We start from the raw sequence: 20,804 nt of genomic DNA, 5'->3' as shown, positions 1-20,804 counted from the left end.
ACGCGAAGGAGGTAACAAATTTGGCTACTTGGATCTGGATCGTAATAGTAATCGTGGCGTTGATCGCCGGTGTTGCTCTAGGCTTTTTCATCGCTCGTCAATATATGATGAAGTATTTGAGAGAAAACCCACCGATTAATGAAGAAATGCTCCGTATTATGATGATGCAAATGGGACAAAAACCGTCTCAGAAGAAAATCAATCAAATGATGGCTCAAATGAATAAAGCTTCTACTAAACCCGCTAAAAAGTAAAATAGAAAACCCACTAAATTTTTTAATAAATTTAGTGGGTTTTTATTTTTTTATTGTAGATCTTTCTGATATTATCATGGAAAACCCTGGAAGTTCTTTATGAAAGGGTTTTATCCTGCTTATTCATAGTTTCATTAGACAAATGTTTCATTAGGTTATTTTGTTTAGCTGCTATCATTTCGTTTTTAAGGCTTTCTTTATATGCGCGTGATTCAAGTATCAGGTTTAAGGTAAATACACCGGCAAGAAGAAACGCAGGCACTGATTGTTGCTGGAAGCCAACTGCAAACAAGGCAATTATCCCAGCAACCAAGAAGCCCATAGCATGTGCCGAGTTTGTGTTCAGTCGTTTAAGTTCTTGGAAAGTAGTGTTTTCCATATACATTCCTCCTTCAATAATTGAATTATACGCAAAAAAAAGAAAAATAAAAGAGGAAAATAAATTTTTTTATGATTTAATGATGAATTTTAGGTTTAGTGATTAAGAAACGGGGTATGATTTGGTTTTTGAAAAGAAGGTTAAAGAACGGTTGACCGGAAAACTTCTGATAAACAGGTGTTTAAGAATTTTCGAAAAGGCAATGGAGTGGGAAAGAGTGTGAGCAAGAGGAGGTGGAGAGATGTCTGGTCAAGAAGAGGAATTCATCATATTCATGCCATTGATTGAAGAAGAAGAAAAAGGCCAATTTCAGGTAAAGAAAAACGAACTTAGAAAAGCTTTCCCTCTATCCCTTGATAAGATTAACGATCTGGCCAAAGACTTGACCGATTACAGTTTGGACACCATTGAACTTCATATTACGGGTGTAGTAAAATCAGGTCCGGTTACAAGTTGTTTATTGGTGCAGAAGGAGAAGCTGGAATGAAACTGGTTCTGAACAAGAAAAAATCGGCAGAAAAAGAAAAATAAACAGGATTAGAAGTGGCTGTTGTCCGCTCCGCTAGTTTTTAGAAAACACAAAGCCCATGAAGGAAAAGCATTTCTTTTCCTTCATGGGCTTTAAAGTTAAGTTATCTTGTGAAATCGCTTTTTCATTCTTCTTTATAACAATCCAAACTTAACTAGAAAGTTTTCCACTGTTTTTTCATAGTCCATGGGATTGGTATTAAATGACTGGGCGTGAGCACCTTCATCGAACAGCTTTAGTTCTTTCGGTTCCGGTTTCAGCTCATACAATTCCTGCGTCATCTTTGGCAGAACAAATTCATCATGTATGCTATGAATAAACAAAACAGGCTTTTTAATGCTTCTTACGGCTTCACGAGGTGATACACTGTGTATGGAATAACCATCGCGAAGCTTTAAAAAAATACTGATAAGTTTCATGCTGATAAAAGTGGGGAGAGACGTCTTCGTTCTCATGACATGTTGGATTTGCTCGGCAATATCGGAATAAGCGCAATCGGATATATAAAAAGCAGCGCTGTCTTCCATTCCGGCGTATAAAAGAGTAGTGGCGGCTCCCATTGATTCACCATGGATGCCAAATATCAAATCCGGTCCGACGTGCGCTTTCAAAGCAGAAACAATCGCTTGCAAGTCCATTTTTTCATAATGGCCAAAGCTTGTCGTTTTCCCGCCGGAATCTCCGTGGCGGCGGTGATCGTAAACTACTGAATTAAAGCCCAGACGTTCGAACATGCGGGCATACTTGAATGAATTTACTTTGTTTTCTGTTACACCGTGGCAGATGATGGCGTAACGATGGGTACCATGGGGTTCCAGAAAAATTGCTTTGACCGGATAGCCATTCGCCGATTCGATCCATTGATCGCTTTTTTTTACATTGGCATACCAGTACTCATCGTAACGTTTTGCAGAAGTTTCCCGCTCTAAAATCAAATTCTCGTCTTTTTTCTTCAAGTACATGAGCTGATTGGATATGGCAAAACCCGAAACCGTGGTCAACGCAGTAAGGCTTGAAAAAATTCCAGTAAACCAAAGAAGCCGCTTTGCCATAAACATCACTCCTATTTGCGATTTTTATATAGCGTATACATACCGGTATTTATGGAATCGGTGACATAAGGCTCTATTTTTGATACGGCTTCGCACAATCGGTCCAAATCAATGCCTGTTTCAATATCCATCAGGTGCAGCATATTTACTACATCTTCTGTAGCAACGTTGCCTGTGGCGCCTGGAGCAAAAGGACAGCCTCCTAGACCGCCGGCTGAACTGTCGAATCGGCTGACGCCAGCTTGGAGGGCCGCAAAAATATTAGCGATTGCCATTTTACGCGTATCATGGAAATGAGCCGTCATTAACACTCTTGGAAAAGCGTCATTTAATTTTTTAAACAATGCATAGCTTTCTGTTGGTGTGGCCATGCCGATTGTATCAGCTACACTCAATTCATCGACACCCCAGTCGACAAACTTACGGCACAGCGCTATGGTATCTTCGGGTTTGATGGCGCCTTCGAACGGACAATGAAATGCAGTGGAAATGCAAGCGCGGACGAAAATGCCGTCCTGTTTCATTTTGATAATAAGCGGTTTCAGCGTTTCCATGCTTTCCGCTGTCGTTTTGTTTATATTCTTTTTGTTGAAAGAGTCAGAGACGCCTACAAATACGGCGACCGCCCGGGCTCCAGCTTCTAAAGCAGAAGTGATCCCTTTTTCATTTGGTGTTAAAACGAATTGCCGGCCCACTTTTTGGACAGCGCTTACAATTTCTTTGGCATCAGCCATCTGAGGCACCCATTTAGGCGATACGAATGAAGTGAGTTCCATTTCCTCAATGCCTGCTTGTTGCAGGGCTGCTATAAATTCCAATTTGTTTTCCGTGGAAACAAGTTTCGCTTCATTTTGCAAGCCATCACGTGGACCCACCTCGATAATCGTCACTTTGTTTGGTAAACTAAACATACTATCCCTCCTGTTCCTATTGTATAGAGCAAAGGGATAAAAGAGCAACTCGCAGTCTATCATTCAAGGGGGAAAACGTTTATGCTACAAGAAATTGTCATTGTTAGTGCTGTTCGTACAGCGGTAGGATCTTTTCAAGGTGCTTTGAAGGATGTTCCGGCAACTCAGTTGGGCGCTATTGTTATCAAAGAAGCGGTTGAACGGGCAGGCATCAGACCGGAACAAGTGTCGGAAGTAATTATGGGCAATGTTCTACAGGCGGGACTTGGCCAAAACCCTGCCCGTCAGGCAGCTATTCATGCAGGATTGCCAGAAACGGTGCCTGCCATGACTATCAATAAAGTTTGTGGTTCTGGTTTGAAAGCGGTTCAATTAGCTTGTCAGGCAATTTATGCGGGAGATGCTGAAATTGTTGTAGCAGGCGGGATGGAGAATATGAGCCGTGCCCCTTATTTAATGGATGCAGCTCGCGGAGGTTTTCGGATGGGGGACCAAACAGTCGTGGACAGTATGATTAAAGACGGTTTGACGGACGCCTTCAATAATTACCATATGGGTATTACAGCAGAAAATTTAGTGGAACGCTATAGCATTACCCGAGAAGAACAAGATGAATTTGCAGCACGTTCACAGCAACGGGCAGCAGCGGCGATCGAGGCGGGGAAATTTGAAGAACAAATCGTTCCAGTTGAAATTCCGCAGCGCAAAGGAGATCCGATCGTTTTCAAGAAGGACGAGTATGTGAAATACGATTCGACGGCAGAAAAACTTTCTAAGTTGCGTCCGGCTTTCAAAAAAGACGGAAGCGTAACAGCCGGAAACGCATCAGGCATCAATGACGGTGCGGCAGCACTTATTGTCATGTCTAAAGAAAAAGCGGATGAACTCAGCCTTACACCGCTTGCGACGATTGTTGCAAATGGCAGTGCAGGCGTAGATCCGGCAATCATGGGAATAGGGCCGGTCCATGCAGTAAAACATGCGCTTAAGAAAGCGGATATGTCTCTTGAAGACATTGAACTTATCGAGGCCAATGAAGCTTTTGCTGCGCAGTCGATTGCTGTGGATCGTGAACTGAACCTTAATCATGAAATCTTCAATGTTAATGGCGGTGCTATTGCAATCGGACACCCGATTGGTGCAAGCGGCGCACGTGTTTTAGTGTCGCTTCTTCATGAAATGCAGCGCAGGGATGCCAAAACCGGACTTGCGACGCTTTGCATCGGAGGCGGCCAAGGTATTGCGACCATTGTAAGACGCCCGTAAAAGGAGTGAAATTTATGGCAAAGAAAAGAGAAGAGAACAACAGCAATTTGCCGCAGGATGTTTTGGCGAAATTGCAGGATACAAAAAATGCCTTGCTGAAAGAAGAACATAAGCAAGCGGAAGAAAAGCAGGCGCGCGAATTGTTCGAGCGCAAAGAACGGGAAAAGAACTTATCGTTTGAAGAGCTCCTAGAACGCCATGGCAATAAAGGACACAAATATTAACAAAAGCTGAGTATCTCAACACATCTATAAAAACTTCGTTGGACCTGCCAACGAAGTTTTTTATTTTATCGAGATTCTTCCAAAAGCCTTCATGAAGAGGAGGAACGGTGCAATCTTTTATACCCGTTTCGCTACTCAAAACGTAAGCTTTTGTATTAGACACCTTGAACCAGTATATCTTACTTAAGGAGAGCCGCAGTCAAGCAGGTGAGTTCTGAATTTTTCTAGAGTAAGTTCCAAGAAGATTAAAAAAATAAAAAATTCTATTAATTCCTGTTGATTTATTTTGAAAGCGCTTTTATAATAACCATATTAACAATTGTTTCAACTCAGAACATATGTAAAGGAGGAGGGCGAGCGTGTGGGGATGGGTCATCGTTATTTTCGCTGGCGTTTGGCTTTTGCAGCTATATTTAACCAGAATCCAAATGAAAAATTATCAAAAGACGCTCAATACATTGAGCAACCGCCCATCAGGTTTTCTAGGAGTCGGTATACAGAAACAGAAATTAGGAATAGGTGCTATCGCCATTTTGGTGACTGATACAGAAGGAAAAGTTGTAGAAAGCCAAACAATGAAAGGAGTCACAGTTTTTAGCCGCTTTGAACCATTCGATCAATGGAATGGCTTATCGTTAGAAGAGGTAAGAGATCGACTTCAAGAAGATTCTTTAGATTCAGCTTTCAAGATGGCGATTGAAAAAATCGAAACACAGATGGACAAAAAGGAAAATTTAGCATTCTAAGGAGGAAGAAACATGGATTTTTTAGTCAGGTTGGCAGAAGGTTTCATCGGAATGTTCCAGCAAGGCGGCGAAACTTTTGTAGGTTTAGTTACCGGAATCATCCCATTGCTTATTGTGTTGATCACTGCAATTAATGCATTGATTCGGATTGTCGGAGAAGATCGGATTGATCGGCTGGCTCGCAAAAGCACAAAGAACATTATTCTTCGTTATACGCTTTTCCCGGTATTAGCCGTATTTTTCTTAACCAATCCAATGGCGTATACGTTTGGCAAGTTTCTTCCTGAAAAACAAAAGCCGGCATTCTATGATTCAGCCGTATCATTCGTACATCCAATCACCGGCTTGTTCCCACATGCCAACCCAGCAGAACTATTTGTATATCTTGGGATTTCTGCAGGAATCACGACGCTCGGCTTATCACTTGGGCCGTTGGCAATCCGTTTCTTCATCGTTGGCGTAATCGTTATTTTGATTCGCGGCATTGTAACTGAAATCATTACTGCAAGAATGATGAAAGCAAAAGGAATGGAACTGTAAAAAGATGTTGATGTGTTCATAAAAGGGGAGGCAAAAAAATGGAAGCTACTCAAAATCCGACAAATTACAAAGCGGTTACCATCTCTCAAGGCCGTGGAGGATGGGGCGGACCGTTAACAATCAAACCGAATGAAGTCCAAAAATACATTGTTTCAGTAACCGGTGGTGGGATTCATCCTGTTGCACAGGAGATTGCATCATTGACAGGGGCGGAAGCTGTAGACGGTTTTAAAGGTTCCTACGATAAAGAATCTATGGCTTGTGTAGTTATCGATTGCGGTGGCACTGCACGATGCGGCGTTTATCCGAAAATGGGAGTAATGACAGTAAACATCAATGCCACTTCGCCATCGGGTCCGTTGATGAAATTCATCAATGAAGAGAATTTCGTATCTGGCGTTGGCGTATCGGATATTCGGATCGCTGATCGCACGTTCGAAAACTCTAATGCCGTGAAAGAAGCTGTAGATGAAGTGGAAAACCCGAGTGTCGCTCACGAAAATCGGACGCCTCAAGAAATAAAAGAGGAAGCAAAACGAAAAGCGGCAGCTTATCAGCCGCAAAAAAAGCAGAATATCGTGGAAAGAGTCGGGCGTGGTGCGGGTAAAATTGTCGGTATTTTTTATCAGGCAGGTCGTGAGACGATTGATCAAGTAATTAAAAACATTTTGCCGTTCATGGCATTTGTCAGCATGTTGATCGGGATCATTCTTTACACAGGCATTGGTGATGTCATCGCGAATTTTGTAACACCGCTTGCAGGAAATATCTTCGGGTTGCTGATTCTATCAGTCATCTGTGCAATTCCAATTCTTTCTCCATTGCTTGGGCCAGGGGCTGTAATCGCTCAAGTTGTTGGTGTTCTTGTCGGGGTAGAAATCGGCAGAGGAAATATCCCTCCTGAACTTGCCTTGCCGGCACTTTTCGCCATCAACCCTCAAGTAGGTGCCGATTTTGTTCCGGTTGGGCTGACTTTAGGAGAGGCAAAGCCAGAAACTATCGAAGTCGGGGTGCCAGCAGTACTAATGTCCCGTTTGATAACAGGGCCGATAGCGGTAGTGATCGCTTACTTATTCAGTTTTGGAATGTATAGCTAAAAAGGAGGCAGAAAGGTGAAGGATGTTATGACAAAAAAATACGAATCTCAAATAATTGAAATTGGTGAAGAAGTGGAATTGTTTACAGAGGAAAGCATGCTGATCATTTTTAATGATACAGTTCCGGAAGCTTTGAGAATGATCGGCGTAATCCATAAGAAATCGGATCTTCTTGCAGAAGTGGAAGTCGGCGATGTGTTGGAAATCAGCGGAGAAAGTTACAAAATCCTTTTTGTTGGAAGCAAAGTAAATGAAACACTTAAAGACATTGGGCATTGCACAATTGTATTTAATGGAGAAAAAACAGCGGAACTGCCTGGAACGATGTGTGTCGAGAAGAAACCGATGCCTACATTGACTGTGAATTCCGAAATTCGTATCGCTAAATATTAAAAAAGGGGCTGACTTAATGCTAGGAATTAATAGAAAGCTTGAAGAGTTGGAAAAAAGAGGACAAGTCATCAAAGTCGGCTTGGTTGGCGCAGGTCAAATGGGCAGAGGGATGATTTCTCAAATCGAGAATATGGCAGGAATGAGAGTTGTAATTACTGCCGACATTCAGATTGACAATGTCACAAATGCTTATGTGAAATCCGGTGTTGAGACAGGCGGTATCGTAGAAACAACTGATGCACAAGAAGCGGCTCAAGCTGTACAGTCTGGTAAAGTGGTTGCCACAACTGATGCACAATTAGTAACGTCATTGCCAGAAGTTGATGTGATTGTCGATGCTACTGGGGTTCCGAATATCGGAGCTAAAATTGCTTGGGATGCTATTTTGAATAAGAAACATATTGTCATGCTGAATGTTGAGGCAGATGTAACGGTTGGACCGTTACTTAAGAAAATGGCGGACGCTAGTGGTGTTGTTTATACCGGAACAGCTGGCGATGAGCCAGGAGCAATTATGGAACTCTATGATTTTGCAGATGCTCTTGGTTTTGAAGTTGTAGCACTAGGAAAAGGAAAAAACAATCCGTTGAACCAATCGGCAAATCCTGATTCAGCAGCAGAAGAAGCTGCCAGAAAAGGTGCAAGTCCGAAAATGCTCGCTTCGTTCCAGGATGGAACAAAAACAATGGTAGAAATGACTGCAGTGGCAAACGCGACCGGATTTTTACCGGATCAGCCGGGTATGCATGGATTTGTAAGCGATGTAAAAGGGCTTCCTGAAATCTTTAAGTTGAAAGAAGATGGCGGACAAGTCACCAATAAAAAAATTGTTGAGTATATCAACGGAGTCGCTCCTGGGGTTTTTGCCATTATTGCTTCTGAAAAAGAAGAAGTTAATCATGAAATGCAATACCTAAGTATGGGAGATGGCCCGAATTATGTGCTTTATCGTCCATATCACTTAACAAGTTTGGAAACACCGATTTCTATTGCGCGGGCTTACTTCTATAATGAAGCGACCATTGCTCCGTGGAAAGGGCTGCAGGCGGAAACAGTAACCGTTGCAAAAGTAGATTTGTCAGAAGGAGATTTTCTTGATGGAATCGGCGGCTTTACAGTTTACGGAACAATTCTTTCAGCTGGAGACGCAGCGCAGCAAAAAGCACTTCCTTTAGGGTTGGTTGATCGCAACGTCCAATTGAAACGCTCTATCAAAAAAGGTGAAATCATCACTTATGACGATGTTGTACAAACGGTCGACTCGACAATTTGGCGTTTGCGCCGTATGCAAGATGATACATTCAAAGCGGACACTAGCAACGTAGCAGCTGTGCAGGCATAATATCCAAACCGACAGATTAATGGTACATTTTAAGTGTAAGGAGTGTATCAAACATCTAAACGGGAAGGTGTTCTATGATGAAAGTAAAGAAAATGGAAGCAGGGTTATATTGTCTTCATTGCCATGAAGAAGTGGATCATGAAATTACTTATATAAATGATCAAATCAAGAGCATCCGTTGTCTGGAATGTAATAAAACAAAAGAACTTAAAATTGATATGAAAAAAGAGTTATACAATGAAGTTTACGAAAGAATATCAACAAAACCAACGCGGATGACAGAAGAATATCAAAAAGACCTTAGTCATTTATTGTTTTCTCTTCCAGCGAGGGTTATAAAAAAGCCTTATCAAGTTCTAAAAGATGTAAATAGTACGCGTAAAGTAATACAAGATTTCAAGAAAAAAAAATAGCATCATACGATTAATTCGTTGTCATAGGTCAAGCTTCTTTGTATACAGTTAAAGAGGCTGGCCTTTTGGGCAAAATAGCGGATTTCATTTTTGTACCCAAGTGTTTACATATGTAAGCACTCGGAACAAATGTAAATAGGAGGAAAGATGATGACACAAAAATTAAACTTACCCCCTCGAGTAGCGGAAAAAGATTTGGCTGACCTATATAAACAAATGTGGCAAATCCGGTTTTTTGAAGAAAAAGTAGATGAGTTTTTTGCGAAAGGCATGATTCATGGAACAACCCATCTAGCAGTCGGCCAAGAAGCCTCTGCAGTGGGTTCTATTGCGGTTTTAGAAGATCGGGACAAGATAACGAGTACACACCGTGGCCATGGACACTGTATTGCCAAAGGGGCAGAGGTTAATGGGATGATGGCTGAATTGTTCGGCCGAACTACCGGCTATTGTAAAGGCAAAGGCGGTTCAATGCATATTGCGGATGTCGAGAAAGGAAATCTTGGGGCTAATGGAATTGTTGGCGGTGGTTTTGCCATTGCGACAGGAGCGGCATTAACTTCTCAAATGAAAAAAGAAGGATTTGTTGTTCTTTGCTTTTTCGGTGACGGAGCTTCGAATGAAGGAAGTTTTCATGAAGCGATCAATTTAGCCTCTATCTGGAAATTGCCGGTAGTCTTTATCTGTGAGAATAACCAATACGGCATGTCTGGACCAGCGAAAGAGATGATGAATGTCGGAAATGTGGCACAACGTGCGGAAAGCTATGGCATCCCGGGAAAAGTGGTCGATGGCAATGATATTTTTGATGTCATGAATGGCGTTGGCGAAGCAGTTGATCGTGCACGCAACGGCGAAGGGCCATCAATAGTTGAAGCGAAAACTTATCGTTGGAAAGGCCACTCGAAAAGTGATGCGAAAAAATATCGCACACGGGAAGAGGAAAAAGAATGGCGCTTGAAAGATCCTATTGAACGTATGCGTCTTATATTAGTTGTAGAAGGGTTGCTAACGGAAGAAGAGGCAGAAAAAATCAAAGCCGATGCAAAAGAGGAAGTCGAAGGGTCAGTAGATTTTGCAGCCAATAGCCCTCATCCAACTTTAGACGATTTGATGGAAGATATATACGCATAACGAAGGGAAAAGGAGGAGAAAAGCGTGAGGGAGTTAACTTATTTAGAAGCGGTAAGAGAAGCGATGAGCCAAGAGATGCGCCAAAATGAGGATGTTTTTATTTTAGGGGAAGATATCGGAGTGTACGGTGGTGCTTTCGGTGTTACCCGTGGCATGATTGAAGAATTTGGTCCGGAACGAATCCGCAATACGCCTATATCAGAAGCTGCAATTTCAGGCACTGCAGTCGGAGCAGCCTTGACCGGTATGCGTCCGATACTGGAATTGCAATTTTCCGATTTCATAACCATCGCCATGGACAATATGGTAAACCAGGCAGCAAAAATCCGCTATATGTATGGCGGAAAAGGGAAAGTGCCAATGGTGTTGCGGACTCCGGCAGGTTCAGGGACCGGTGCTGCAGCTCAGCATTCACAAAGTCTCGAAGCTTGGATGACGCATATTCCCGGTCTGAAAGTGGTCCAGCCTTCAACAGCTTATGACGCTAAAGGGCTCCTAAAAGCCGCGATAGATGATGATAACCCCGTTATCTTTTACGAGCATAAGCTGTGCTATAAGACGAAATCCGATGTTCCGGAAGAATCTTATTCCATTCCGCTTGGAAAAGCGGACGTCAAAAGAGAAGGAAAAGACGCCACGATAGTGGCTACGGCCATAATGGTCCATAGATCGCTCGAAGCAGCGGCTGAACTTGAAAAAGAAGGAATCAGCGTCGAAGTGATCGACCCCCGGACCCTTGTTCCTTTGGATACAGAAACTATTATTGAATCGGTAAAAAAGACGAGCCGCCTGGTCGTCGTGCATGAAGCGGTAAAACGCGGTGGGTTCGGTGGAGAAATCGCCAGCGTGATTGCAGAAAGCGAAGCTTTCGATTATCTGGATGCCCCGATCAAACGGCTCGGAGGCAAGGCTGTTCCGATTCCATACAATCCAGAACTTGAAAAAGCGGCTATCCCTGGAGTAGACGATATTATCAATGCAGTCAAAGAAACAGTAAACCGATTGTAGGGAGGAGCAACGAAAAGATGGCTAAAGAAATTTTCATGCCCAAACTAAGCAGTACGATGCAAGTGGGGACACTCTTGCAATGGTTTAAGGATGAAGGGGATTCTGTAGAAGTTGGGGATCCATTATTCGAAATCATGACCGATAAAATCAATATCGAAGTGGAAGCGTATGAGGAAGGTATCCTCTTAAAAAAATATTATGAAGAAGATGATGAAGTTCCCATCAACCATGTGGTTGGCTATATCGGAAAAGCGGACGAAAAAGTCCCGGATTCGCCGCCTGGTGAAGCCGGAGGCAAAGAAATACCTACTGAGACGGAAAGTGATTCAGAAACGGAAGTTGAAGATGAGGATAAAGAAGATGTATTTGATACAACTCCAGCGGAAAGAAGTTTGGAGTCATCTCAAGCATCTGCGGATCCTGCTGCAAAAACAGAAAAGCCACGTGCCACACCGGCTGCTCGCCGTGTAGCAAAGGAAGAAGCGGTCTCTCTTGCTGAAATTCAGGGATCTGGACCCAATGGGCGCATACACCAGGGAGACGTGATGGCTTTTGCAGAATCTCATGCTGCTCCTAAAGCGACTCCACTAGCTGCGAAAGTTGCGGAGGCTGAAGGTGTTGATTTGAAAGGGATTGAAGGAAGCGGATCTCAAGGGAAAATTTACCGCTCGGATGTTGAAGGGGCTAAGAAGCCAGTTACTCAATCTAGTCCTCCGGCTGCAGCTTCTGGCAAACGGGTGAAGATGGAAGGAATCCGGAAAGTGGTGGCTGAGAGAATGCTGAAGAGCAAGACTTCCGCCCCTCATGTCACGTTAACAAGTGAAATCGACATGACTGAAGTTGTGAGTATGAGAAAACAGCTTCTAGGCAGTATCGAGAAACAGACAGGATTACGGCTTTCTTATACAGAGATACTTGTAAAAGCTGTAGCACAATCTTTAAAACGCCATAAGAATATCAATGTCTCCTTGGAAGGCAATGAAATCGTCTACCAGGATTCAGTAAATATTGGCTTAGCAGTAGCTGTGGAAAATGGCTTATTGGTACCTGTAGTTAAAAATGCTGACCAAAAAGGGCTCGCAGCAATCACGGAAGAATGCAAAGCTTTAGGAAAAGCTGCAAGGGAAAGCAAGCTAAAGCCGGATGCAATGTCTGGTGGAACTTTTACAATCAGCAATCTGGGAATGTACGCCATTGATGCTTTTACGCCGGTGATCAATCAGCCGGAATCTGCCATACTTGGAGTTGGCCGCATAAATGAGAAGCCAGTAGGCGTAAATGGAGCAATTGTATTGCGTCCGATGATGGTTTTAAGTTTGTCGTTCGATCATCGCGTAATTGACGGAGCGCCGGCCGCGGCTTTCCTGACAGAATTGAAAAATATACTTGAACAGCCATATGAATTATTAACCTAAGGAGTAGATCCTATTGAATAGTTATGACGTGGCAGTAATTGGTGGAGGCCCTGGTGGTTACGTGGCAGCGATTAAAGCCGCGAAACTTGGAAAGAAAGTTGCGCTTGTGGAAGCACGTGAACTGGGAGGAACTTGTTTGAATCGTGGCTGCATTCCTTCAAAAACCTTATTGCGCCACGCTGAAATTATCGAAGATATTGAAAGGGCAAAAAGCTGGGGAATAGAAGCAGGACCTGTAACATTATCTCTTTCAAAGATGCTCGCGAGAAAAGATGAAGTCATCCAAACGCTGCGGAACGGAATTGCCTATTTAATGAAGAAAGGCAATATTGATGTTTTTAATGGTTATGGAGAAGTACACTCTGACCGAACGGTTTCTATTCGCTTAGCAGACAAAGAAGAAACCATCCATGGCGAAAAAATCATTTTGGCCACCGGATCCAAACCTATCATCCCGCCAATCCCTGGTCTTGAAGAGGCAAACTATGATACGAGTGATACAATCTTAGACATGGAGAAAATACCGGAATCCATCGTTATTGTCGGCGGGGGCATTATCGGTGTGGAATGGGCGTGTATTTTTGCAAGTCTCAATACGGCGGTCACGGTAGTTGAAATGGGCAGCCGAATCGTTCCAAGCGAAGATGAAGATGCTTCGAAACTTCTTGCAAAAGCGTTGAAAAAGAAAAAAATAAAAATTTTGACTGACACTAAAGTGATGAGCGTTGAAAAACAGCAAAATCGGCAGATAGTAAACGTGGAAACAAAAGACGGAAAAAAAGAAGCGCTAGAAACAGAAGCGCTCCTGATGTCAGTCGGAAGAGCACCGAACACTTCCGCTTTTTCAAAATTGGATTTGGAAATGGATGGACCATTTGTGAAAGTGGATGATTTTATGGCGACCAACCTGCCCTCTGTTTACGCTATTGGCGATTTGATCGGCGGTTGGCAATTGGCGCATGTTGCCAGTGCTGAAGGCCTTATAGCAGCTGGGAATGCAGCAGGAGAAAAAGAGCGAATCGACTACCGCGTAGTGCCTCGCTGTGTTTATACCAGCCCGGAGATTGCCAGCGTCGGGTTAACAGAGACGGAAGCAAAACAGCAGAATCTCTCTTACAAAGTTGTGAAAATCGATCATGCTGGGAACGGAAAAGCATTGACCCGCGGTGAAAAAGACGGTTTCACAAAAGTGATTGCCGGCACAAAATACGGAGAAATTCTTGGAGTGACACTTGTCGGTTCGCATGTTACAGAAATGATTGCAGAACCGTCGGCTTTTATTCATCTTGAAGGGACAGTCGAAGAGCTTTCCACTATGATACATGCACATCCTACAGTTTCCGAAAGCATATACGAGGCGGCTGCTTCTTGGCTTGGCAAAGGAGTCCATAACTAAATTATCCACTAAAGTTCTTCCAGTTTCCTTATTTAATGGTAGAATTTAGATAGGGTAAAAGTTTAAGGGGAACTCTTGGGGAATAATCGATAAGGGGTATTTCTCACTTTTAGAATTTTTGATGAGAAGGTGTCACAATGATCGATTGGGAAGAACGCAGGCAAATTGTAAAAGTATCTAAATTATATTATTTCGATGGACAAACACAGGCGGAAATTGCTAAAAAAATAGGCGTTTCCCGCCCTGTGATTTCCAAATTGCTCAATAAGGCAAGGGAAATCGGCATAGTCGAAATCTACATTAAAGATGAAAGCGCTCACACGGTGGAATTGGAGCATCGTTTAGAGAAAAAGTATAACCTTAAAGAAGCAATTGTCATTCCTACTGCAGATTTGACAACAGAAATGGTGAAACAGGCATTAGGCAAAGCCGCTTCTGTCTACGTGTCAAAAAATTTGCAAGGCATAAAGTCTCTTGGTGTTTCTTGGGGAAGTACGCTTTCCAAATTTGTGCAAGAATATCCTTATGAACAGCACCGTGAATTGAAAGTAATTCCGCTTGTAGGAGGCATGGGAAGAAAACTTGTCGAAATTCATTCAAACTTGCTGGCATATCAGCTGGCACAGAAGATGAATTCGAATTGTTCCTATCTCTATGCTCCCGCAATGGTCGGATCGTATGAATTAAAACAACGTTTGATTCAGTCGGAAGATATTGCAATGGTTCTGGAAGAAGGCCGTACGGTTCAAATGGCTGTAGTTGGAATTGGCAACCCGTATGAAGGGTCGACAATGTCGACGATGAATTATTTAACTTCAGCAGATCTGGAATCCTTGAAGAAGGCGGGAGCTGCAGGAGACATTGGTTCACGTTTCTTTGACGCTGCTGGAAAGCAGATCAAACACCCATTGAATGATTTGGTAATAGGCCTTGATCTAAATGAATTCAAAAATATACCTGAAGTGATTGGAATTGTCGAAGGCTCTCATAAAGCAGCTAGTGTAAAAGCGGCGCTAATGGGCGGCTATCTAGACGTTCTGATTATAGACGATACTACAGCGGGACTGTTGGTTTAGTTCTTTGAAAACCAGGCTGGCCTATGTTGTTTTTCAATAATATGCAGTAAAAGAAAGCTTTTCAGCTTTCTTTTTGAAATTCTAGATATTGTCTGCAGTCTGAACAGAAAGCTTTCTGGCTTTCTGTTTTTTTATGGCAAGATGCAATAGTGCATTAATGGAATTTAAACTTAAAAAATTGTAAAAATTCCCTTGTATTGGGTTTGAAAACACAGCATGATAAAAGGAAGGAGCAAAGTGTACCTAAAACAAGACCTTTAGAATAACGTTAAGGCCACTGTAAAAGTCTGTAGAACAGGCAGCCATTGGAGGGATGTAATTGTTGATCCAGGAACAAGCAGTCGAAAAAATTTGTGCAAGTTTAAAAAAAGATTCACGCGTCCAAGCAGTTTTTTTGAAAGGTTCGATGGGTCGGGATGAACACGATGAATATTCTGATATTGATTTGTACTGTTTGGTTGAAGAAGAGCATAAAACGCAATTTTTATCTGAGCGTGCCGTACATTTAGAAGCATATCGCCCAATCATTTTTCAGGATGATATATTCATTATTGCACCTCAGCTGATAGCAGTTTATGACAATCTGTTACATATCGATTTATTTACTGTGACGCTAGAGAGTTTTCCGGAAAAAGATTATTTCCGTGTGCTGTATGACCCTGAAGGCATGCTTAAATCATACCAGGCGACTCAAACACTGGAAATCAACAGAGAAGAATTTCAGGATGCTGTCATCGATGTGGCCTGGTTTTTGTTTCAATACAAAAAAGCAAGCGCGCGCGGCAATGGCATTTGGGCAGCCAGAATGCTGACGAACGTAATGGATCATCTGGCGCGCGTGCTGCTTTATAAGTATGCCCCTCATCGCGCGCAGCTTGGTGTTAAAACCCTGGACAAATCCTTGCCGTATGAACTCTTCGAAGAAATTGAAGCGATCTTCAGCTGCATTACGCCAAACTGCCATAAAAAGGCGGCAGTCCGAATCAGCTTGCTGTTAAAAAAAGAATTAAACTGGATGTTAACTGCTTTGCCTGCAGAGGCACCCATTGAAGCATTGCTTAGGAAAATGATAAATGCCCACGCAGAAAAAGCGGAACAATGCAATAGAGCAGAAAATAGCAAAGCAGGGCAATGGCACTAGCGGCCATTTGCCCTGCTTTCTAGTTAAGCTATTATTCCCGGTGCTCTTTATATACATCTTGCTTGGTCGCTTTTTTAGCTTCGTTTATCTGATCAATTGACACCGATGTTTCATAAGCGGCAATCGTGTCCTTGATTTGTTTCGGCGAACTGGCGCCTGCAACAACTGAAGCGACAGTAGAATTTTGCAAAACGCTATGAAGGGAAAGTGCATGAAGGTTGTCATGTATATCCATCAAATTTTTCAGTGAGTCTTTTACTTCACTTTCGCTGTATGTTAAATAGCCACCCATTTTTTTTGCGCGCTTTGGACCTTCGTTGGTTAAAAGGCCTTTTGCGAGTGTTCCGCGCGTAACGACAGATGTGCCGGCCGAACCAATAGAATCAAGCCATTCTTCAGGTCGGCGGTCAAACAGGCTGTACTGCATCATGATTGAAACGATCGCGCTTTTCTCCATAAAGCGTTTAATGACATTCGGCCGGATAGAAGAAATCCCGTATTCCCGGATCAGCCCCTCTTTTTTCAAAGATTCAAAAGCATCAATTGTTTCTTCTGCATTGTCCGTAATCATGCCGCCATGCAATTGATACAAATCGATGTAATCGGTTTGCAGCCGGGTCAAGCTATTGTGAACTTGTTCAAGTATATAAGGTTTAGTAGCATTCCACTTGACTTCGTCACTGTCCTGATGCCACTGATTACCGACTTTCGTGGCCAAAATGATGTCCTTCCGGCGGCCTTTTAAGGCTTGTCCGACTAACTCCTCGTTTAATCCTTTGTTGTAAAGGTCTGCTGTATCAAAATAATTGATGCCACTTGCAATCGCTTCATCCACTATGGCCGCAGCTTGCTTAGAATCAGTGGGCAAAGACATGCAGCCGAAACCGATTTCGCTTACTCTCAATCCGCTATTCCCTAGATGTGCTGTTTTCATAACATCCCTCCATTTTTAAATGCTGTTTCCCTTATGGTATACTTTGCGGTAGAGAAATCACAAACGAAAAGAGGAATATCATGAAAAAATTTGAAGAAAAAACCATCGCTTCAAAACGCATTTACGAGGGGAAAGTCATTAATTTAAAAGTAGACGATGTCAGTTTGCCAAATGGCAAAACCTCAAAACGTGAATTGGTTGAACATCCTGGAGCTGTCGCTATAGTAGCATTCACGCCAGAAAACAAAATCATCATGGTGGAACAATACCGTAAAGCGTTAGAGCGTTCTATTATCGAAATTCCGGCAGGCAAGTTAGAAAAAGGGGAGGCTCCTGAATATACAGCGATGCGTGAATTGGAAGAAGAAACTGGCTATACAGCTGAAAAATTGGAATTGATCCAGTCGTTTTCAACCTCTCCCGGATTTGCAGATGAAGTGATTCATTTGTTTTTCGCAGATGGCCTAAAAAAGGCAACGAATGGTGCGGTTCTGGATGAAGACGAATTTGTTGAACTATTGGAGGTTTCGGTCGAAGAAGCAGAGCAAATGATGAAGGATAACCGGATCTATGATGCAAAAACAGCTTTTGCTGTAATGTGGGCGAAACAGCGCTTATCAATTGGAAATTAAAATAATTATCAATTGATAATGATTATAAAGTAAGAATGATAATATGTTGTAAATGAGAACACTCCTTTGCTATAATGGAAGCAGTTTAAGGAGGGCGTCGCATGGAAACAAGGATTGATCGTATTAAAAAGCAATTGCATGCTGCGAGTTATAAATTGACGCCACAGCGTGAAGCGACCGTCCGGATTTTGCTGGATCATGAAGAAGACCACTTGAGTGCTGAAGATGTATACTTGCTTGTAAAGGATATCGCACCGGAAATTGGATTGGCCACTGTGTACCGGACATTGGAATTGTTAACTGAACTGAAAATTGTCGACAAAATAAATTTTGGTGATGGGGTTTCCCGCTATGATTTACGCCAAGAAGGCGCTGCGCATTTCCATCATCATCTAGTGTGTTTAGAATGTGGAGCTGTAGATGAAATACAGGAAGACTTGTTGGGAGATGTAGAAGGCGTTGTCGAGAAACGCTGGAACTTCCAAATTAAAGACCACCGTCTTACGTTTCATGGCATTTGCTGGCGTTGCAATGACCGCAGCTCACAAGACCCACCCCAATGATTGGGGAAAAGAAGGACGGCCATTGAAGGTCGCCCTTCTTTTTATTTTCTTCTACTAAAGGAGGTATCAGAATGAAATATGCAAAAGATGCGCTGGATGATTATCTGCATTTTCTTCGGGTAGAACGGCAGCTTGCAGCCAATACCCTTGTATCTTACGAGCGGGATTTAAAAAGTTATATTCAATACTTAAAGGAAGTTGAACAGCTTGATTCACTGCGCAAAGTGGAGCGTATACATATTTTAAATCATTTGCGCCATTTGAAAGAAACGACAAAAACGTCCCGTACCGTAGCAAGGCATATTTCTTCGATTCGCTCGTTCCATCAATTTTTGATCCGTGAGCGGGTAGTGGACAACGATCCGACCGTCCACTTGGAAATGCCCCAAATGGATAAAAAGCTGCCGAACGTTCTATCAATTGAAGAAGTGGATGCACTCATGCAAGCCCCGGCGCTTGATAAAGCTAATGGGATGCGGGATCAAGCAATGCTTGAACTTTTGTATGCAAGCGGCATGCGCGTCAGCGAATGCATTAACTTGGATGTTGAAGATGTCAACTTGACGATGGGTTTTGTCCGTTGTTTTGGCAAAGGCGGAAAAGAACGCATCATTCCACTGGGCAAGTCTGCTTTAACAGCGTGTAAAACGTATCTGGAAAATGCCCGGCACAACTTATTGAAAGCTGGAGAAAAAACAGATGCGTTATTTATCAATCAACGGGGAAAACGATTAACACGGCAAGGTTTTTGGAAATTGCTTAAACAGCATGCACAAAAAGCGGGCATCCAGAAAGAATTGACCCCACATACGCTGAGGCACTCTTTTGCTACACATTTAATAGAAAACGGAGCAGATTTGCGTGCTGTCCAAGAAATGCTTGGCCATGCCGACATCTCGACCACACAAATTTATACGCACGTCAGCAAAACCCGTTTAAAAGACGTCTATTCACAGTTTCATCCGCGAGCATAAATAAGAAGTCAGACTTCCGACGAGACTGGGCTTTATGGTAGGATAGAATCGTATATAAGGAGGAAATTTTATGATTAATAAATCTTTTGAACGCATTCATTTGATTGTTCTCGACTCTGTAGGAATCGGTGAAGCTCCAGACGCTGAAGCTTTTGGCGATATTGGATCCAATACACTTGGTCACATAGCAGAAAGTGTGGACGGCCTTCATATGCCGAATATGGAAGGGCTAGGCTTGAGCAATATTGAGCCTGTAAAAGGAATCGCAGCAGCTGAAACTCCGTCCGCTTTTTACGGCAAGCTTCAAGAAGCTTCTGTAGGAAAAGATACAATGACGGGACACTGGGAAATCATGGGGCTTAATATTGATACACCTTTTAAAGTATATCCAGAAGGTTTCCCTGATTCATTGATCCAGGCTTTAGAAGAAAAAACAGGCCGCAAAGTGATAGGCAACAAGCCAGCTAGCGGCACAGAAATCCTTGACGAACTTGGGCAGGAGCACATGGAAACAGGCGCCATAATTGTCTATACCTCAGCAGATCCGGTTCTTCAAATTGCTGCCCATGAAGAAATCATTCCATTGGAAGAGCTTTATAAAATATGCGAAATCGCACGTGAATTGACGCTGGAGCCGGAGTATTTGGTCGGCCGCATCATTGCACGCCCGTTCCTTGGTGGGCCAGGCGCATTTAAACGGACCTCCAATCGCCATGATTATGCATTAAAGCCTTTTGACCGCACAGTCATGAATGAATTGAAAGATATCGGGAAAGATGTTATCGCCATTGGCAAAATCAATGATATCTATAACGGTGAAGGCGTGACAAAAGCGATCCGGACAAAAGACAACATGGACGGCATGGATAAACTGGTTGAAGTGGCAGGAGAAAACTTCAACGGGCTTAGTTTCTTGAACTTGGTTGATTTTGATGCTCTATACGGCCACCGGAGAGATCCTAAGGGGTACGCTGAAGCATTGGAAGCATTCGATGCACGCTTGCCTGAAGTGCTGGATAAATTAAGCGAAAACGATCTGCTGTTGATTACTGCCGACCATGGCAACGATCCTACTTTTCCAGGAACAGACCATACGCGTGAATACGTACCGCTCCTTGCTTTTTCGCCACGCTTCGAGAGTGGGCAAAAGTTAGATCTTGGAAAAACGTTTGCGGATATCGGCGCAACTATCGCAGAAAACTTCGATGCTCCACTGCCGAAGTTTGGAAAAAGCTTCTTAACCCAGTTGAACTAGGCTTAAGAAGAAATCTGTAACAGCCTGAAATTGCTGTATGGTCCACCAGAAGCCTCTGCTTTTTACTCGACCATTATGTAAAGGCATATCAACAAGTTCAGTAATATAGCTAAATAAAAAAGGCGGTTAA

At 42.9% G+C, this 20,804-nt stretch carries 24 protein-coding genes; 20 read left to right on the top strand and 4 right to left on the bottom strand.

Annotated features, from left to right (window positions below):
• Positions 1-20: 20 nt before the first annotated feature.
• Positions 21-254 carry a YneF family protein gene (locus B0H99_RS01420; protein WP_106531832.1) on the top strand — a complete coding sequence of 78 codons (234 nt, stop codon included), beginning with the start codon at positions 21-23 and terminating at the stop codon, positions 252-254.
• Positions 255-351: 97 nt separating this feature from the next.
• On the opposite strand, the gene B0H99_RS01415 is transcribed toward B0H99_RS01420, so the two are convergent.
• A complete protein-coding gene (locus B0H99_RS01415; RefSeq protein WP_106531831.1) occupies positions 352-633 on the bottom strand; it encodes a hypothetical protein in 282 nt (93 codons plus the stop codon).
• A gap of 241 nt (positions 634-874) precedes the next feature.
• On the opposite strand from B0H99_RS01415, the gene B0H99_RS01410 reads away from it, so the two are divergent.
• Complete coding sequence (locus tag B0H99_RS01410) at positions 875-1,120, top strand: hypothetical protein (protein ID WP_245894331.1); 246 nt, start codon at positions 875-877, stop codon at positions 1,118-1,120.
• Between the two features lie 176 nt (positions 1,121-1,296).
• Here B0H99_RS01410 and B0H99_RS01405 read toward each other — a convergent pair whose 3' ends face one another.
• Together B0H99_RS01405 and B0H99_RS01400 are read right to left on the bottom strand one after the other, a co-directional pair.
• Positions 1,297-2,214 (bottom strand): alpha/beta hydrolase, encoded by a 918-nt coding sequence (locus B0H99_RS01405; protein WP_106531830.1) that lies wholly within the window; start codon positions 2,212-2,214, stop codon positions 1,297-1,299.
• Between the two features lie 11 nt (positions 2,215-2,225).
• A complete protein-coding gene (locus B0H99_RS01400) occupies positions 2,226-3,125 on the bottom strand; it encodes a hydroxymethylglutaryl-CoA lyase (RefSeq protein WP_106531829.1) in 900 nt (299 codons plus the stop codon).
• An 81-nt stretch (positions 3,126-3,206) separates the two neighbouring features.
• Here B0H99_RS01400 and B0H99_RS01395 point away from each other — a divergent pair, with 81 nt between their 5' ends.
• The 14 genes from B0H99_RS01395 (at position 3,207) to B0H99_RS01330 (ending at position 16,316) form a co-directional block, all read left to right on the top strand.
• Positions 3,207-4,391, top strand: a complete 1,185-nt coding sequence (locus tag B0H99_RS01395; RefSeq protein WP_106531828.1) for an acetyl-CoA C-acetyltransferase — start codon at positions 3,207-3,209, stop codon at positions 4,389-4,391.
• A 14-nt stretch (positions 4,392-4,405) separates the two neighbouring features.
• Positions 4,406-4,615, top strand: coding sequence for a YqkE family protein (locus B0H99_RS01390; protein ID WP_106531827.1), 210 nt, complete (start codon positions 4,406-4,408; stop codon positions 4,613-4,615).
• A gap of 359 nt (positions 4,616-4,974) precedes the next feature.
• A complete protein-coding gene (locus tag B0H99_RS01385) occupies positions 4,975-5,361 on the top strand; it encodes a transcriptional regulator GutM (RefSeq protein ID WP_106531826.1) in 387 nt (128 codons plus the stop codon).
• Positions 5,362-5,373: 12 nt separating this feature from the next.
• Positions 5,374-5,901 (top strand): PTS glucitol/sorbitol transporter subunit IIC, encoded by a 528-nt coding sequence (gene srlA, locus B0H99_RS01380; protein WP_106531825.1) that lies wholly within the window; start codon positions 5,374-5,376, stop codon positions 5,899-5,901.
• Positions 5,902-5,939: 38 nt separating this feature from the next.
• Positions 5,940-6,998, top strand: a complete 1,059-nt coding sequence (gene srlE / locus B0H99_RS01375) for a PTS glucitol/sorbitol transporter subunit IIB (RefSeq protein ID WP_106531824.1) — start codon at positions 5,940-5,942, stop codon at positions 6,996-6,998.
• 15 nt (positions 6,999-7,013) lie between these two features.
• Positions 7,014-7,391, top strand: a complete 378-nt coding sequence (locus B0H99_RS01370; protein ID WP_245894329.1) for a PTS glucitol/sorbitol transporter subunit IIA — start codon at positions 7,014-7,016, stop codon at positions 7,389-7,391.
• Between the two features lie 16 nt (positions 7,392-7,407).
• Positions 7,408-8,733 carry an NAD(P)H-dependent oxidoreductase gene (locus tag B0H99_RS01365; protein ID WP_106531823.1) on the top strand — a complete coding sequence of 442 codons (1,326 nt, stop codon included), beginning with the start codon at positions 7,408-7,410 and terminating at the stop codon, positions 8,731-8,733.
• Positions 8,734-8,807: 74 nt separating this feature from the next.
• A complete protein-coding gene (locus B0H99_RS01360) occupies positions 8,808-9,146 on the top strand; it encodes a bh protein (protein WP_245894327.1) in 339 nt (112 codons plus the stop codon).
• Between the two features lie 150 nt (positions 9,147-9,296).
• On the top strand, positions 9,297-10,280 hold the full coding sequence (locus B0H99_RS01355) for a thiamine pyrophosphate-dependent dehydrogenase E1 component subunit alpha (protein ID WP_106531822.1): 984 nt from the start codon (positions 9,297-9,299) through the stop codon (positions 10,278-10,280).
• Between the two features lie 24 nt (positions 10,281-10,304).
• Entirely contained in the window at positions 10,305-11,288 is a 984-nt protein-coding gene (locus tag B0H99_RS01350; RefSeq protein WP_106531821.1) for an alpha-ketoacid dehydrogenase subunit beta, read from the top strand.
• A gap of 17 nt (positions 11,289-11,305) precedes the next feature.
• On the top strand, positions 11,306-12,703 hold the full coding sequence (locus B0H99_RS01345; RefSeq protein WP_106531820.1) for a dihydrolipoamide acetyltransferase family protein: 1,398 nt from the start codon (positions 11,306-11,308) through the stop codon (positions 12,701-12,703).
• 13 nt (positions 12,704-12,716) lie between these two features.
• On the top strand, positions 12,717-14,099 hold the full coding sequence (gene lpdA, locus B0H99_RS01340) for a dihydrolipoyl dehydrogenase (protein WP_106531819.1): 1,383 nt from the start codon (positions 12,717-12,719) through the stop codon (positions 14,097-14,099).
• Between the two features lie 137 nt (positions 14,100-14,236).
• Positions 14,237-15,175 (top strand): sugar-binding transcriptional regulator, encoded by a 939-nt coding sequence (locus B0H99_RS01335; protein WP_106531818.1) that lies wholly within the window; start codon positions 14,237-14,239, stop codon positions 15,173-15,175.
• A gap of 319 nt (positions 15,176-15,494) precedes the next feature.
• The gene (locus tag B0H99_RS01330; protein ID WP_106531817.1) at positions 15,495-16,316 is read left to right on the top strand and encodes a nucleotidyltransferase domain-containing protein; all 822 of its coding nucleotides are present in this window, start codon (positions 15,495-15,497) and stop codon (positions 16,314-16,316) included.
• Positions 16,317-16,347: 31 nt separating this feature from the next.
• Here B0H99_RS01330 and B0H99_RS01325 read toward each other — a convergent pair whose 3' ends face one another.
• The gene (locus B0H99_RS01325; RefSeq protein ID WP_106531816.1) at positions 16,348-17,250 is read right to left on the bottom strand and encodes an aldo/keto reductase; all 903 of its coding nucleotides are present in this window, start codon (positions 17,248-17,250) and stop codon (positions 16,348-16,350) included.
• An 80-nt stretch (positions 17,251-17,330) separates the two neighbouring features.
• Between B0H99_RS01325 and B0H99_RS01320 the strand changes: the two genes are divergently transcribed.
• The 4 genes from B0H99_RS01320 to deoB all read left to right on the top strand — a co-directional run bounded on the left by B0H99_RS01320 (position 17,331) and on the right by deoB (position 20,674).
• Complete coding sequence (locus B0H99_RS01320; RefSeq protein ID WP_106531815.1) at positions 17,331-17,882, top strand: NUDIX hydrolase; 552 nt, start codon at positions 17,331-17,333, stop codon at positions 17,880-17,882.
• A gap of 101 nt (positions 17,883-17,983) precedes the next feature.
• Positions 17,984-18,445 carry a ferric iron uptake transcriptional regulator gene (gene fur, locus B0H99_RS01315; protein ID WP_106531814.1) on the top strand — a complete coding sequence of 154 codons (462 nt, stop codon included), beginning with the start codon at positions 17,984-17,986 and terminating at the stop codon, positions 18,443-18,445.
• 71 nt (positions 18,446-18,516) lie between these two features.
• The gene (gene xerD / locus B0H99_RS01310; protein WP_106531813.1) at positions 18,517-19,419 is read left to right on the top strand and encodes a site-specific tyrosine recombinase XerD; all 903 of its coding nucleotides are present in this window, start codon (positions 18,517-18,519) and stop codon (positions 19,417-19,419) included.
• Positions 19,420-19,489: 70 nt separating this feature from the next.
• Positions 19,490-20,674 carry a phosphopentomutase gene (gene deoB / locus B0H99_RS01305; RefSeq protein WP_181313533.1) on the top strand — a complete coding sequence of 395 codons (1,185 nt, stop codon included), beginning with the start codon at positions 19,490-19,492 and terminating at the stop codon, positions 20,672-20,674.
• Positions 20,675-20,804 lie beyond the last annotated feature (130 nt).

The sequence above is a fragment of the Planomicrobium soli genome, assembly GCF_003014655.1.
In the GTDB taxonomy this organism is placed as follows: domain Bacteria; phylum Bacillota; class Bacilli; order Bacillales_A; family Planococcaceae; genus Planococcus; species Planococcus soli_B.
This window is presented reverse-complemented; position numbering and strand designations above follow the sequence as displayed.